This is a genomic window from Moellerella wisconsensis, assembly GCF_022592395.1.
In the GTDB taxonomy this organism is placed as follows: Bacteria; Pseudomonadota; Gammaproteobacteria; order Enterobacterales; family Enterobacteriaceae; genus Moellerella; species Moellerella wisconsensis.
On the sequence record NZ_CP093242.1, the window covers coordinates 1,841,803 to 1,857,898 of the forward strand.

General features: G+C 36.3%; 14 protein-coding genes. 8 read left to right on the plus strand and 6 right to left on the minus strand.

Translation table 11 applies throughout. The features are described from left to right. The first annotated feature begins 149 nt into the window (after positions 1–149). Together MNY66_RS08165 and MNY66_RS08170 are read left to right on the plus strand one after the other, a co-directional pair. A complete protein-coding gene (locus tag MNY66_RS08165; protein ID WP_241500646.1) occupies positions 150–1,673 on the plus strand; it encodes a glycosyl hydrolase family 18 protein in 1,524 nt (507 codons plus the stop codon). Positions 1,674–1,772: 99 nt separating this feature from the next. After that, positions 1,773–2,063, plus strand: a complete 291-nt coding sequence (locus MNY66_RS08170) for a hypothetical protein (RefSeq protein ID WP_047256126.1) — start codon at positions 1,773–1,775, stop codon at positions 2,061–2,063. A gap of 1,510 nt (positions 2,064–3,573) precedes the next feature. Here the strand turns inward: MNY66_RS08170 and MNY66_RS08175 are convergent. Together MNY66_RS08175 and MNY66_RS08180 are read right to left on the minus strand one after the other, a co-directional pair. Beyond that, entirely contained in the window at positions 3,574–4,362 is a 789-nt protein-coding gene (locus MNY66_RS08175; RefSeq protein WP_241500647.1) for an SEL1-like repeat protein, read from the minus strand. Positions 4,363–4,412: 50 nt separating this feature from the next. Further along, a complete protein-coding gene (locus MNY66_RS08180) occupies positions 4,413–5,663 on the minus strand; it encodes a hypothetical protein (protein WP_241500648.1) in 1,251 nt (416 codons plus the stop codon). 278 nt (positions 5,664–5,941) lie between these two features. On the opposite strand from MNY66_RS08180, the gene ydfG reads away from it, so the two are divergent. The 3 genes from ydfG (at position 5,942) to MNY66_RS08195 (ending at position 7,427) form a co-directional block, all read left to right on the plus strand. Then, positions 5,942–6,691 (plus strand): bifunctional NADP-dependent 3-hydroxy acid dehydrogenase/3-hydroxypropionate dehydrogenase YdfG, encoded by a 750-nt coding sequence (gene ydfG, locus MNY66_RS08185; RefSeq protein ID WP_241500649.1) that lies wholly within the window; start codon positions 5,942–5,944, stop codon positions 6,689–6,691. A 73-nt stretch (positions 6,692–6,764) separates the two neighbouring features. After that, a complete protein-coding gene (locus MNY66_RS08190; protein ID WP_047256129.1) occupies positions 6,765–7,127 on the plus strand; it encodes a DUF1283 family protein in 363 nt (120 codons plus the stop codon). Between the two features lie 42 nt (positions 7,128–7,169). Then, complete coding sequence (locus MNY66_RS08195; RefSeq protein WP_047256130.1) at positions 7,170–7,427, plus strand: DUF1161 domain-containing protein; 258 nt, start codon at positions 7,170–7,172, stop codon at positions 7,425–7,427. A gap of 71 nt (positions 7,428–7,498) precedes the next feature. Here the strand turns inward: MNY66_RS08195 and bioD are convergent, their stop codons facing one another. The 3 genes from bioD to MNY66_RS08210 form a co-directional block, all read right to left on the minus strand. Further along, the gene (gene bioD / locus MNY66_RS08200; RefSeq protein ID WP_047256131.1) at positions 7,499–8,176 is read right to left on the minus strand and encodes a dethiobiotin synthase; all 678 of its coding nucleotides are present in this window, start codon (positions 8,174–8,176) and stop codon (positions 7,499–7,501) included. 154 nt (positions 8,177–8,330) lie between these two features. Continuing rightward, positions 8,331–9,548, minus strand: a complete 1,218-nt coding sequence (locus MNY66_RS08205; protein ID WP_047256132.1) for an ROK family protein — start codon at positions 9,546–9,548, stop codon at positions 8,331–8,333. A gap of 101 nt (positions 9,549–9,649) precedes the next feature. Continuing rightward, complete coding sequence (locus tag MNY66_RS08210; RefSeq protein ID WP_241500650.1) at positions 9,650–10,558, minus strand: LysR family transcriptional regulator; 909 nt, start codon at positions 10,556–10,558, stop codon at positions 9,650–9,652. Between the two features lie 155 nt (positions 10,559–10,713). Here MNY66_RS08210 and MNY66_RS08215 point away from each other — a divergent pair, with 155 nt between their 5' ends. Both MNY66_RS08215 and tus read left to right on the plus strand, forming a co-directional pair. Further along, positions 10,714–11,946, plus strand: coding sequence for an MFS transporter (locus MNY66_RS08215; protein WP_047256232.1), 1,233 nt, complete (start codon positions 10,714–10,716; stop codon positions 11,944–11,946). A gap of 220 nt (positions 11,947–12,166) precedes the next feature. Beyond that, entirely contained in the window at positions 12,167–13,096 is a 930-nt protein-coding gene (gene tus, locus MNY66_RS08220; protein ID WP_241500651.1) for a DNA replication terminus site-binding protein, read from the plus strand. A gap of 157 nt (positions 13,097–13,253) precedes the next feature. Here tus and fumC read toward each other — a convergent pair whose 3' ends face one another. Continuing rightward, complete coding sequence (gene fumC / locus MNY66_RS08225; RefSeq protein WP_047256135.1) at positions 13,254–14,648, minus strand: class II fumarate hydratase; 1,395 nt, start codon at positions 14,646–14,648, stop codon at positions 13,254–13,256. A 176-nt stretch (positions 14,649–14,824) separates the two neighbouring features. On the opposite strand from fumC, the gene manA reads away from it, so the two are divergent. Further along, the gene (manA, locus tag MNY66_RS08230) at positions 14,825–16,000 is read left to right on the plus strand and encodes a mannose-6-phosphate isomerase (protein WP_241500652.1); all 1,176 of its coding nucleotides are present in this window, start codon (positions 14,825–14,827) and stop codon (positions 15,998–16,000) included. The last annotated feature ends 96 nt before the right edge of the window (positions 16,001–16,096 follow it).

Consider the following 16,096-nt stretch of genomic DNA (forward strand, 5'->3'; position numbering starts at 1 on the left):
ATTAATAATGGTTTCATCCATGCTATAAATGATAATCTATCAGCGGGTTACTTTGTGTTTAAATAAAGTGTAACTTATATTTTTCACGATAATTAACAAATAAATTCATACAGCATTATATATTCCATCTAAAAAATAAAGGTATTATTATGACATCTAAAATAACCAAATATGATAAAGCAACCAATGACTCCTATATTATGGATGAATTTGATCCCCAATCAGAAGTAATAAAATATAGTTATACTTCTTCTCGCGTGGTTCAGCCTAATTTTAATAATTATAACAAACAAGGCAAACCTAAAGTAATAGGCTACTATACTGATTGGTCACAATATGATGGCCGATTGGATGGTGATCAGACACTAACAAATCGAGGTAGGGGCGTGGACTTAACACTCATTGATCCTTGTGCTTTCGATAAATTGATTATTGGATTTGCCGGTTGCCTTGGTGATCTGGGTGAGAAAAAAGATGCTATCAATGCAGCTGCTCCTCAATTTGGTCGTACTAATAATGGACAAGTTACCTTTCTTGACCCATGGGGAGATTGTCAATCTTGGAGAAATTGTGGATTTGAGGGCTGGGCAGATTTACCCATGCCACAATCTTTTAATCAAGGATCTAGCAGAGGGGTTCTTGGTGGATTACGAGATTTGCAGAAGAAAGCATTGGCACAAGGACATACCTTAGCTTTATCGTTCAGTATTGGTGGTTGGACGATGAGTTATGCTTTTAGTGATTTAGTCAAAGATCCGACTTTACGTACTGCTTTTTGTACTAGTGTGGTGGATATATTAAAACGTTTTCCTATGTTTTCTGAGGTCGATATTGACTGGGAATATCCTGGAGCTGTGGGTAATAACAACCCGTATGACCCAGCGGATGGTCAAAATTACGTTATTTTAATGAAGGAACTCGTTCAAAAATTTCAACAAAATGGATTAAGTCATATTAAGATCAGCATTGCTGCCTCCGCTGATCCTGAAACTTTAATGAAAGCATCCGTTCTTGATCTTAATACAGTTTGTTCTCCCAATGGTGGTCTGGGTATTAACTTAATGACTTACGATTTTTTTGGTACTCCATGGGCAGATAAATTAGCACATCATACCAATCTTTATGCTCCAGAGGGTATCTGGAGCATAGATAATGCGGTCAACTATTTACTAAAAATCGGTTTTCCTCCTCAACAAATTATGATTGGTTATGCCGGTTATTCACGGAATGCAAAAGGAGCAGTTCTGACTTCAGTATCTCCCTTAGCCGGAAATTATGATAATAGTGGGGCTTCACATACGACTGGAACCTTTGAATCTGGCAGTACTGAATGGTATGACATCCTTAATAATTATCTAGATCTTGAAAATCAAACTGGGAAAAATGGTTTTAAATTATTGACGGATTCTGAGGCAAATGCTGATTATCTTTATAATCCACAATCACAACTCTTGCTATCTATTGATACTCCAAGAACAGTATTCGCTAAGGGAGAATACGTTATTAATAAAGGCTTAGGTGGATTAATGACATGGACTGCCGATCAGGATAGTAGTGGACTATTAGTGAATGCTGCACGCGAAGGTTTAGGTTGTTCTATTAAGACACAAAAAATCGATATGCGGCCTTTCTATTTTTACGGTGAGGATCATATAACTAATAGCAGTGATTGATACTTTATAGCAGCTATTCGGTAATGGATAGAACCAAATATTATATAAATATGATCCATTATAATTATGACGAAAAATAACTAATTAGACAGGTGAAAAATGAATCAATTTATTGATGAAAAAAATGCTAAACAACCAGAAATAAAGGATGTCATTAAAGTTTCTAAAGTAGGTTCTATCTATTTTTATGGAGGTTCAGAAACTTTAGATTTAAATCCCTTAATAAAGAAAATAGAAGATTTTGTAAAAAATAACGGGTATGTGTCATATTTAAGTCATGAGTTTGTAACCGTTCCTTATGAAATATTCCCAAGAGGTGGAGGACTAAATTCAGATATTAAATCTACCATTTCTGCCTATGTGACTTATCATCATAGAGAGCAAGCATAATAATTGTAAATAAAAAGTATAAATAAGAAATATGAATTATTTAGCGTAAAAGGTTAGATGAGTTAGATTTTCGGTTTCATTCCAGTAAATAAACGATGTCCAACAGAATGATTAACGACATAATTTTTCGATTTCGGTCATACTCTAAAAACACACCAACAGGGGAAGGCTCTGACGGACAAAGGCGGCATCCTGACCCTATTAATTAAACAGACTAAAATACCAACAACAATACGTTTCATATGTGTAACTGGATAGTAAGAAAGATTTTTAATTTATAAACAATAATCCGTTAATATAGCCATTACTAAAAACTCATTTACAACCAATATTTGGTAAATGAAAAAATAATCGCTGTTGATCTATAACGTCACTAAAACAGAAGTAAAGCAAAGAGTAGAGTAGTGGAGAAATAGCTCTGGCTAACTGGCCAACAACAGCAATAATAGATCAATTGATTCAATTTAACATAATATACATTATGCGAACCTTTGTAATAAATGAAGAAATCCAGCGTTCTGGCTGGTTAATCGTGTTGGTTCTTTTTAAGTGATTTATTGCTGATCATTGCCACAATAAATAAATTTTAATATAACCATCAAACTCATATATCGGATGTAAATTGTACTTCTTAATTTTTTATCTCTTGATTGTGCTTTTCTGGATGATTATTAGTCTCAGCGCAACCGTCGCTTGTACCAAAATAATAAGAATCTTAGTCACCATATCAGTGTTACTATCTAGTAATATACTTCATAAGGTATAAATCAGTCAGTGAAGATAATTATCGAAAATCTGGCAAATCAATATTAGATAATAAAAATAAATCCCCATAAGTGTTAATAACAAAATTGAAGTTAATTCTGTAGCTATCCTGAAACTATCTCTATACTATCTCCGTAATACAACACTAGAGTCCAATAAGGGTAAATAGTTATTTATTATTTTCAGCACACGATGTGACAATGTTTATGATAGAATTTTAAATGTACTTCGTAAAAAACTATTGAAATAATAGGCTTTTAAAAAATCACTCTATAATGAATAATTGATTTTCATAACCCACTCTGTGTAAAGATCTCCTCTCGCTATTCTGCATCCCGGTAACCCCTATTCTTTTAGCATAACTCGGTACTTAGTGTGTCATATCGCACAATAAGATAGGTATGATTAACTCCCCTATTATTCAGTGTTATTAACATAGTAAATTTAACATAATAAAATAATATTATCCGAACCGACATGTTAAATAGTTGATTATTTATATTTATTAAGGCAATTATACTTAATAAATTAATATTACCTGCCATTTTTATTTGGCTTAGAGGAGCTAATGAGTTGTAATTAGACTAAATTGACTATTTGATAGTGCTATTTGTGCTTATTATTAACTATTAGTGACAGCGTCACGCTAATTAGCTTTTTTTGTCGTCATTTTTATATAAAGAACGCATTTAGGTGATTTCAGGTTATACCGCTCTCCACACCTAACGCGCTCGACAAATTATGACTACTCTGATGACTCCTGATCAGGGTTTTCTTGCCAATTTCTTGCTCTTTCAGTGCCTTGATATTTCTTTATATATTCTTCTCTTTTTTTATCCATTTCATCGGTACATTTTAGTCTCCACTCTCGGTTATTAGGATCTTTCTGTTTGCATCTATCACTTTCATTCAATAATTTAGCCATGTCTACATGGGTATCAAAATTCCTCAGATCATAGGCTTCGATCCCTTTTGGGTTATCTGCGGCCACCTTTTCCAAATAGTATTTGGCTTTATCAAAATCTTGCGGTACGCCCCCGATCCCATGCATATAAATAACAAAAAGATTTTGTGCCGCTGGAATAAGGCTATTGCTATAAAGATGATAGGCTTTTTCATAATATTCAACGGCTTTTGGTGTATTTATCTCTCCTGCATCACCACTATTAAAAGTTTGGCCCATATAGAATAAGGCTAATCCATTGGTAGGGTTAAGGTTTAGCACTCGAGCTAAAAAGAAGTTTGCTAAAGAGCACTCTTCTTGTGCATTTACTGAATAATTAGGACCATTAAAATCAGAGCAGCCAGTTCTGAAAAAAGAAAATAACACATAGTTATCATCCTCGTTATTTTCGTTTAATGCCTGGTGATATAAATCGATAACCTGTTGCTGCGTCTTCGGATAAGGTGCCCGTTGGGGTAAATTAGGATCATAACGTAGTTCTATTTTTCTATAATCCTTGGTAAATAATCTATCTCTTAGGGGGGGAATAGAAGGAGGATCGGTATCCTTTCCCCATGTTGGTTTGCACATTATTAACGCTCCTAGAGTAATGAACAGTGAGATGAAACGCATAGTATTCATCATAAATAGTTTTCAGCTAATAAAACGTTATTATGATTCATATTAGTAAAAGAAAGGGGGATTAAAGATATATTTACATTATCTTGTTGCGTAAAATTGGATATATTATCGATAAGTTTATCCAATGTGTGTTGTAAATTAGAGGGAATACTTAAAGTATTTTTTTGATGGAACAGTACATCAGTAATATTAGTTTGTTTTCCATCATTCCAATTTACTTTAGTTGTCAATTTATGGAAGTTACCATTTCCATCATAAAAATTAGTATCTTTTGCATTCAATTCGAGAGATTTGATATCCATACTGCCTAAGGTAGCCAATTCATTGAACTGACTTATACCATCCGAATTTTTATCTTGCCATATTTGCAATTCATGCCACAGACTATCTGTTTTATCAATAACATTGTCCATATTGCTATCAAACTCTGATAATGCAATAAAACCATCTTTGGCTTTTGTATTATTACTCAACAAGCTATTGTTACCAAATAATTCATCGCCATGATTAATTAGACCATCATTGTTTTTATCCCATACTAATAATCCATCGTCCGGATGTACCCATCCAGTTTGCGATTGAGTCCCTCGACCTAAAAAATCAAAGCTAACACCAAAACTATCGGCGAGCGTTTGAATACCGTTACCATTCAAGTCAATAACTAATGGGGTTTGATAGTTATCAGCCAAATGCTTTAATTGCTCATAAACCTCATTTGGCAATAATGGGATATTAATTCCATCAATGCCTGCATCTTCTAATATAGATTGAATAAATTTACCGCACGTTTTATCCCCCGAAAAACTAAGTGGATTATAATTTGGCGCCTGGATATTGTTTGTTTTATAGTTATGCATTAGGGTAAATAAACTATCAAAATTCTGATAAAACTGAGCATTCTGCGAGGTTATGCTCAGTGTAGATGCATCTTTATAAATGACATGGTCATTAAAGGAGATATTATCCGCTGATGTCCCCCAATCGTCACCTGGGCTAAAGCCTATACTAATTTGTTCATACTTGTCTGTCAGCGGATTCAGCCCTCGTATACTCATAAAAGTATGTCCCCAATTAGATCTATGTTCTGTCTTATCTCCTTGAGAATCATAAATAGCACTGTTTTTTGGTGCTACATGAATGGTTATGCTGGCTTGATTCGATTGCATAGGGTCAAAGCTTGAGCCTAAATCAGTATATATATTCATATCTTCCAGCTTGTGAATATGATGGTGTTTAATCGGCTTATCCATGTTGATGCTCCTTTCGTAATGATTAAAATTATGATGATAAGCCAGTATAGGTCAAACCTTCTGGTTCATCTACGGAGGCGCCATAACTCAGACATAGTTTATGACATAACTCAGACTGTTTATTTCTTCGGTCAAATAATGGTATCGAACATAAAAATACGTATTAATTTTAAGCGAGTGTTTTTTCATTCTGTTGCTAAACCATTTTTTGTATCTTATTTAAGATGGCGTTAGAATGATGAGATATAATAATTAATACATAACATACAGGGGTAAACATGATTATATTAGTCACGGGTGCAACGGCTGGGTTTGGCGAAGCAATTGCCAGAAAATTTATTGCTCATGGCGCGCAAGTGATTGGTACTGGTCGCCGGCTCGAACGTTTACTTGCGTTACAACAAGAATTTGGCGATCAGTTTCACCCTATTCAACTTGATGTTACCGATAGTACAGCGATTGCTAAAGCGGTAGAACAGTTACCTGAACATTTAAAAAATATTGATCTGCTGGTCAACAATGCGGGTCTAGCTTTAGGCATTGTTCCTGCTTATGAAGCTGACCCTACCGATTGGTCGACGATGATTGATACTAATACTAAAGGTTTGGTTAATATGACCTATGAAATATTACAAATCATGGTGAAAAATAATCACGGTCATATTATTAATATTGGATCGACTGCGGCGAATTGGCCTTATAAAGGCGGTAATGTTTACGGGGCAACGAAGGCATTTGTAAAACAATTCTCTCTTGGCTTACGAGCTGATTTACAAGGTAAAAAAATTAGAGTAACCGATGTTGAACCTGGTTTAGTCGGTGGGACTGAATTTTCTAATATCCGCCTTAAAGGAGATAATCAAACAGCGGCTGATATTTATAAAGGTGCCAATGCATTAACGCCTGAAGATATTGCTGAAACCGTATTTTGGATAGCTAATCTCCCTGCCCATGTGAATATTAACACGATAGAGATGATGCCGGTGTCTCAGTCATTTGCTGGTTTAAGCGTAAATAAAGAAAATTAAGAGCTTACTTATATACTGTAAATAGGTAATTGTTTTTATACTTTGGGTATTAGAATTTTATATTGAGGCCAAAATGAAATTATCAACTCCATTGTTTAAATGTCTGCTTCCTGCAATAGCATTATGTGTACCGCTATTTTGGGCAACAACCTCCGTTGCGGCAAGCTGTACATCGGGAAGCACCTGCGTTACAGTCGGGAATGGTGTCGAAGACCCTTTAACCAAAGAACAAGCCCGGCAAGAAAAGCAGCATTGGGATGAAACAAAATCTCTGCGGAGTAAAATAACTTCTCGGACTGAAAAAGAATTTAATAAGCTGGAACAAGCTATCGATAACGAAGATACCTGTCGCAAAAGTTTAAATAGAAATGCATACTGGGAACCTAATACTCAACGCTGTTTAGATACTAATACTGGCTATCCAATTAAGCCTTAATAATAAGATAGCTTTATTCTGATAGAAATGAGGGGAATGACTATGAGTAAGAAAGTTTTATTTTCAGTATTATTTTTAATGTTTGCACCTATTGCAGCACAAGCATCTTGTGAAAGTGTTATCCAAGATATTAAACAGAAAATCATTAATAATGGTGTCGCTGAAAACGCTTTTAAACTAGAAGCAGTACCTAATGATGAAGCGGATAATGCCGGTGGGCAAATTGTTGGCCATTGCCAAAACGAAACTTATAAAATCATTTATACTCGCTTTGCTAACGGTAATAATGAGGCCCAATAATCCATATTGTTTTTATATTAGATAATTAGACTAAAAAGGGCGTACTGCGCCCTTTCCTTTTATGCTAAGTATTACGCGTATTCACATATATATGATTGCAATGCATTAGCATCTAAATATTGAGCTAATTCTTTCTCTTCAGGTCGTAATAAATAAGGTATTTCACCAATTAATGGCGCCTCGAGATGTTCTTGTAAGCGATTAATGATTTGAGCGTAATGCGCTAGTCCCGGATTAATTCGGTTAGCAATCCAACCAATTAACGGTAGGCCATCTTGTTTAATTGCTTCAGCGGTTAATAATGAATGATTGACACAACCATGCTGAATACCAACCACTAAAATAACCCCTAGTTTTTGCTGTTTAACCCAGTCGGAATAAAATGTGTTGTTATTAAGCAGATAGCGCCAACCGCCATTACCTTCGATAATTACCGTATCCGATTGTTTATTTAAATGATCTAAACCGTGTTGGATTTTATCAAAGTTAACTTGTGTATCGCTTTCGTAATTATTTCCCAATTGAATTGGATTAATTTCTTCATAAGAAACATTTAGTTGTGATGCCTTATGAATAAGTAAAGCATCTTTATTTCTCAAACCTTCGGTGGTATCAATACAATTATCGGCAATGGGTTTATAACCAACGGCTTTAGTCCCGGTGGTATTGAGAAGTTGGAGGATCGCAAGTGTCGCTACCGTTTTGCCAACATCGGTATCTGTCCCTGTCACAAATAGATTAGTAACCATAATTAATTTATATCCTGAAATGACAGAATTGGTGAAGTAGATGATATAAGTTCAGTTTATGGTAATGAGGGTAATTTAAGCTTGCGTTAGCTCAATTTTTAGTTGGAAAGCTGAGAAAATTAGCCTATTTATGTTATTGCTTTGTTGTAATGGTTTAACCTTGTAACAATTTTAACAAAAGTTCACCATTGTATAATGATTGTTTAATTAAGGCTGATGAATTATAAGTCCCTGTATTCGCATATTTTGCCGACATAAATTGCAGATTTGAAGTATATTTAGGAACTGACGTTAATTTTATAATAGCGGCTAGTTGTGGATAAAAAATTTCGGCGACAGTATTTAATGGTGAGCCGATAACAATGACTTCAGGACCAAATATATTAATCAATGGCGCAATAGCGCGGCCTAAATCACGACTGAAATCACCAAGAATTTCTAAACATAAAGGGTCTTTAGCCGTGATCGCCTGACAAAAATGTTCAATCGTAATTTCTTGCTGATGCAGTATTGATTGTGGATATTGTTCTAATAAGATATTTACACGCTTCAATAAATTAGGAATACTCGCTACTGTTTTTAAGCAGCCTATATTTCCACAGGAGCACTTAATCCCTTCTCTATTAATTTGCATATGGGCAAGTTCAATAGTTCGTGAATTATCAGCATGAATAAGATGATTGTTAGTAATAACCCCTGCGTTTATCTGGTCATCTAAAATAATATGTAAAATATTAGCGCAATCTTTAGCTGCTCCCATAAAACTTTCGGTTAACGTCCATGCATAAATATCTTTTTGTAAATAGACAGGTAAGCCTATTTTATTTTCAATCTGTACTGTAATGGGTAAATTTTTAATATTGTAATCATCTAATTGATTAATAATCCCCGCCGATGGATCTATATTTGCTCGAGTAATAATAGTAATAGCGGTTAATCTTTCTAGATAATTTTGATGGCGAGAGAAAAATAAACTAATAGAGTCGAGAAATTGTTGACTAAAATCGGTGTTACCCTGAGCGGTAAAAGCAAATACATCCTCAACAATTAGGTTAGTATTTAATTCTCTTAGTGAAAAAATAAGCTGTTGTTTATTTATGCGGATAGCCAAAAATTGCCACCCTTCACTTTCTATTTCTAACCCAACCGCGGGTCGACCTCTGAGCCCTAAAACGGGAAATTCTATCTCTTTAATTAAATGAGCTTCGGCTAATTCCCGAGTGATCTTAGTAATACTTGCTGGTGCTAGTTTGGCCTTTTTTGACAGGCTAATTCTGGATATCGGCCCATGCAGATCAATTAATCGGTAGATTAATCCTGTATTTAACTGTTTTATCTGGTCGTTATGTCCAGTTAGATTATCCATACTCATAATTAATTTGCACCACAAAATAAACACGGGTTAATTATGCTAAACCTAGGCGCAAGATGTAACTTAATACATCAAATACGTGACTAGCATCACATAAATAGTTATTTAGCATTCACTATATTGTTAACTAATAAATCAGTTAATTTTTGCGCAGCGGCAGGAATAGGTCGCTGTTTATTTGAGACCAGCCATACTTCAGAAGTTGCTGTGTTATCAGATAATTTAAGATAACGAACACCATCGACTTTCATACGAGTAAAAGATTGGGTGATGATAGAGATCCCCATTCCTGCAGCAACTAGCCCTAAAATAGTCATCGCTTCCCCTGCTTCTTGTGAAATAGTTGGGGTAACCCCAGCAGCAGTTAATAAGTGTAATATCTCATCATAAAGCGCTGTTCCTACATCACGCTCAAAAAAAATTAGAGGATAATCAGCTAATAACGCAATATCTACATGGCCCGACTCATAGGCTAATAATGGATGCCCTTCATAAACAGCCAGCATAAAAGGTTCTTTAAACAGTAATTGATATTCAAGCTGTTCTGGAAGTTCCGTGTTCCTCATGATCCCAATATCAATACGTCCGGTCAGTAACGGCGCTATTTGTTGTTTAGTATTCATTTGGTGCATATGAATACCCACATCAGGGTAGGTTTCTCGATATTGCCTGAGGCTCATGGTAACTTTATTCATAAACGGCGTAGTTGATGTGAAACCAATTGAAAGTTCTCCAAGTTCCCCCTTTTCCATCCGTGCCGCTTTTATTACCGCAGCATCGACCTGAGATAATATTTGATATGCCTCTTTTAGAAACATTACTCCTGCGGGCGTTAAGCTAACATTACGGTTATTTCGCTCTAATAATTTAGCCTTTATTTGTTGTTCAAGTGATTGTATTTGCTGACTTAGTGGCGGTTGTGAAATATGTAATCTGTCCGCAGCTCGGCCGAAATGTAACTCTTCAGCGACAGCAACAAAATAACGTAAGTGCCTTAATTCTATAGCCATTTTCTAATTGAGATCCTTTTCATATCAATCTAGACCATTAATATATTAGACAAAAAAGTACTAAGTTTCTATTCTGTGATCTCCACTTTAAAAATAGTGATTATCTAAGGACAGAATACGTGAATATCTCCGATAAACCGAGGGTTGAAGAATCCATTCCGAGCCAAAAGACGTCGGCGCTCAAACCGCAAAATAAACATTTTATTCAGCGTAATGACGCCTTATATTTACGTGTCACTTTATCATTTTTTACCGTAGGGTTAGCTACATTTGCCCTACTCTATTTTGTGCAGCCTATTTTACCTTTATTATCAGAAGATTTTAATGTCTCTCCAGCCGCTGCCAGTTTATCTCTTTCATTATGTACGGGAATGATGGCATTAGGATTATTAATTACTGGTCCTATCTCAGATGCTATCGGGCGCAAGAATGTTATGGTAATCGCGTTAACTTGCGCGGCATTATTTACCTTACTCAGTTCGGTTATGCAAAGTTGGCAAGGAATATTAATAGTACGTGCATTAGTTGGATTATCATTAAGCGGCGTTGCTGCTGTGGCTATGACTTATTTAAGCGAGGAGATCCATCCCAGCTATATTGCTTTATCGATGGGGCTATATATCAGCGGTAACTCAATTGGTGGAATGAGTGGCCGTCTAGCAACAGGAGTTATTGCTGACTATTATTCTTGGCGCGTGGCTGTCATCATCATCGGCCTATTGGCATTAATTGCAGCCATTAGCTTTTGGCGTTTATTACCGCAATCTCAGCATTTTAGACCTAGCTCACTGAAACCTAAATCTCTATGGATCAATATTCAACTGCATTTTCGCGATAAAGGCCTGCCGTTGTTATTTATTGAGGGATTTATATTAATGGGCGGTTTTGTCACACTGTATAATTATATCGGTTATCGATTACTTGAAGCCCCATATAACTTTAGTCAGGCAGCAGTAGGCTTTTTATCGATTATTTATTTGACTGGAACTTACAGTGCTTCAAAAGCCGGCGCTTTGACCAATAAATTTGGCATGTCTAAGGTGTTAATTTCCGCGTTATTACTGATGTTAATCGGGATTTTAATCACGCTATTTTCCCATATCGTACTGATTTTTATTGGTATGACAATCCTTACAACGGGTTTTTTCGCTGCTCATTCTGTGGCAAGCAGTTGGGTTGGTCACCGCGCTAAGCGAGCACGAGGTCAAGCTTCATCACTGTATTTATTCAGTTATTATGCTGGTTCGAGTATAGCAGGAACGGCTGGAGGGATCTTCTGGGTACATTTTGGCTGGTCTGGTGTGGTCTATTTTATTGCTGCAATGTTAATGTTTGGATTATTTATTGCCTTAAAATTAAAACAACAAGCTGATATTCGCCCTATCTAAGCCGCCCTATAAATAGTGGTGTCTCGATACTGTTTTATCGCAGCAATCGACATCACTATTGGTTTCTTTTGCTCTCCTTTATTCCTCTTCGTTATGTAACTTTTCTGCCTTTGTATCTAGAACACCTAAAATTAACTTTTGCCTTACTGTTTAGCGTGTATTTTATCTCAGGTGTTTATGTGTTACTCTTTAGTTACCATACAATTGCATGTTGTAACTAATGGCTATAATGAAACCAAAATTAGAACTCAATCAGTGCTTCAATCAATTAGAACAAAAAATCGCGGAGTTTAGTCAGCTTTTGCGTCAGCAAAAATTATTAGCTGCTAAGGTATTTGAGCTGCCACAGGTAGAAAAAGGCCAAGAACATGATGAAATAACCCAGATTAGTGTTAATACTTTGGAAAATAAAGTAGCCTTAGATAAAGCAATAAAACTGTATAACTTACTGTTTATCTTTGATAAGTCTGAGTCTGTTAGTAGTAAAGCTGCGATTAGACTCCCCGGTGCTCTGTGCTTTAGCGTCTCGGCAGATAACTATCAACAATTAACTGCTCTGATTGATGAAATCAATAAATTAAAACATCAACTGAAATACATTGTCACTAAGGCTTCTGGCGTAGATGAGAATAAACGTTTTGAGTTTGTGCATGACAATATTCACGGATTAATTACCTTAAATGCCTATCGCACCCTCACCTATGTGAAGTCACCAAATAGCGTCCGTTTTGGTTGGGCAAATAAAAAAATCATTAATAAAATCACTAAAGCACAAATGTTAGATAAACTGCAATTCAGCTACGAGAATAGCCGGACACCTGCGGGTTATCAACCTTCGGAGTGGCTTGAGCAAATTAATCAAGAAATACGGCTTATCGCTAGTTTACGGGAGCCAGTGACCCTGAAAACTCAACGGCCGGTTAAAGTGCAGCCGATAGCTCGAGTGTGGAATAGCGAGCAGCAAAAACAAACCCAGTACGCCTGCCCTCTTCCATTATTAATTTTTTTAATTGAGCCGATAGAAAACAATATCATTATTGGTGATTTAAAAGATTACGATGCCAGTAATATTACGCTGCGGCATAAGCCGAAAAGTAAACCGTTAGAATTATTAATTCCTCGGTTAAATTTATATCGTGAATTATCTTGATATTCAGCCACAACAATACTGTTTACGGCTTAAGATCATTATTCAAACTTTATGATAAAAATTATATTGATAGAGACAGATAATATAAAAGCCATCTTAGTCAACTAAGATGGCTTTTCATTAACAGCATAAACGTTAGCTCAGCGTAAGGTAACGTTTATTTCATGCTACCGACCATATTTTCAGGGCGCACCCACTCATCAAATTCAGCATCGGTTAAATAACCTAATTTCAATGCAGATTGTTTCAGTGTTAATCCTTCTTTATGGGCTTTTTTGGCAATTTCAGCAGCTTTATCGTAACCGATATGGGTATTTAATGCGGTCACTAGCATTAATGATTCATGCAGTAACTTATCGATACGCTCACGATTTGGTTCAATTCCTATCGCACAATGCTCATTGAAACTGCGCATTCCATCAGCCAATAAACGGACCGATTGTAAGAAATTATCAATAATCATTGGACGGAAAACGTTTAATTCAAAGTTACCGGATGCGCCGCCAATATTAATAGCTACATCGTTACCCATAACCTGTGCGCATAACATGGTAACTGCTTCACACTGTGTTGGGTTAACTTTACCTGGCATAATTGAGCTACCCGGTTCATTTTCAGGAATAGAAATTTCGCCAATACCACAACGAGGGCCTGATGATAACCAACGTACGTCATTGGCAATTTTCATTAACGAAGCTGCTAGCCCTTTCAACGCACCATGGCCATGTACTAATGCATCACAAGTTCCCAGCGCTTCAAATTTATTAGGTGAGGTCACAAACGGCTGACCAGATAATTCAGCAATTTTTTTCGCGACACGCACCGCATATTCAGGGTGTGTATTTAGTCCCGTACCTACTGCGGTGCCACCTAGTGCTAGCTCACATAGATGAGGAATACTCTCCTCTACATGCTTGATATTATAAGATAACATCGCTGCCCAGCCTGAAATTTCTTGGCCAAGAGTCAATGGAGTGGCATCTTGTAAATGAGTACGGCCAATTTTAACGATATCTTTAAATGCTTCGGCTTTGGCTGCTAATGTCTGCTGAAGTTGCTTTAATTCCGGCAGTAATTGTTCACGCAATGCAGTAACCGCGGCTACATGCATTGCTGTTGGGAATACATCATTAGAACTTTGGCTTTTATTCACATCATCGTTAGGATGGATAAGACGTTCGTTACCGCGTTGACCGCCGAGAATTTCACTTCCACGGTTAGCCAGCACTTCGTTCATGTTCATGTTACTTTGTGTACCGGAGCCCGTCTGCCAGATAGCCAGTGGGAATTCTGTTGGGTGTTTACCCGCCAGAACTTCGTCAGCAGCAGCAGTAATTGCCTCTCCGCGATCCTTTGGTAATAATCCTAAATCCATGTTGACGCAGGCTGCCGCTTTCTTGGTTAATGCCAGTGCATGAATCAATGCAACAGGCATTTTTTCTACTGAAATACGGAAATGTTCTAAAGAACGCTGAGTTTGCGCTCCCCACAACTGGTCAGCAGGTACTTCAATGGGTCCCATTGAGTCTTTTTCAATGCGATTAGCTGCCATTACTCTCTCCTTAGTACACAGAAAAATTAAATTATGAACAATCTGTTGAACAGAAAACTAAAAATTGATGAACATATGATGCCATAAATTTAATTTCAATAATGCGACTTATGCGTGTTTATTGTATTGTAGTTAAAAGGAAATATGTTGATTTTACCAATAATGAGGATTTTGCGATGTTAAAAATGACCAATCAAATTCAAAATTATGCTTGGGGAAGTAAAAAAGCCTTAACGTCACTTTATGGCATACAAAATCCTAATAATTTACCGATGGCTGAATTATGGATGGGCGCCCATCCCAAAGCCAGCTCATGGGTCATGGATACTACAACCGATAAATTAGTTAGCTTAAAATCGATGATTGATGCAGATCCGGTTGGTTTTCTCGGTGAGAAAATAGCAAATAGATTCAATCAATTACCATTTTTATTTAAAGTATTATGCGCCGCACAACCTCTATCTATTCAAGTTCACCCGAATAAAACCTATGCTGAAGTCGGATTCGCCAAAGAAAATGCCGCGGGAATTGCACTGGATTCACCGAATCGAAATTATAAAGATGATAATCATAAACCTGAATTAATTTACGCCCTTACTCCATTTAAAGCGATGAATGCGTTCCGTCCATTAGTTGAAATTGCCGATCTTCTAGATTTTGTCTCTGCGGCACACCCTGAAATTCAATTATTTGTTCAACAACCGACCGAAGAAAAACTGGCAAAATTATTTGCACAAATTCTTAGTCTATCTGGAGAGCAAAAAGAACGCGCACTTGGCGTGTTAAAATCTGCGCTTAATAGCCGTCAAGGTGAACCTTGGAATACGATAAAAAAAATGGCTAGTCTTTATCCTGAAGATAATGGCTTATTTTCACCGTTACTATTAAATGTGATTGAATTACAGCCTGGAGAAGCGATGTTTCTTTACGCTAGAACACCACACGCTTATATTGAAGGTGTCGGATTAGAAATAATGGCTAATTCAGATAATGTATTACGCGCGGGTTTAACCAATAAACACATTGATATTCCAGAATTAATTGCTAATGTCGATTTTATCCCTAAAGAGGTAGAGTCTTTATTTTCCGAACCGCAAATAACCGGAAATATCTGTAAATACGATATACCTGTAGAAGATTTTGCATTTTGTATATATTCTATTAACCAAACGCAGACGAAAATAGAAAATGAAACTGCTTCAATCCTGTTTTGTATTGAAGGCGAAATTAAAATAACATCCAATAATGATGAGTTGTTAATTATTGCTGGCGAATCTATTTTTCTTCCTGCTTCTGATAAGTTAGCTTATATAAATGGCAATGGTAAACTGGCCAGAGCCTATAATTTGTAGTCATTATCTTTGTATTTTACTCGTCATTGATTTTTCAATAGACGGCAATATAAATTTTCGTAATTCGCATTAAATACCGTTGTGATAACAACGGAC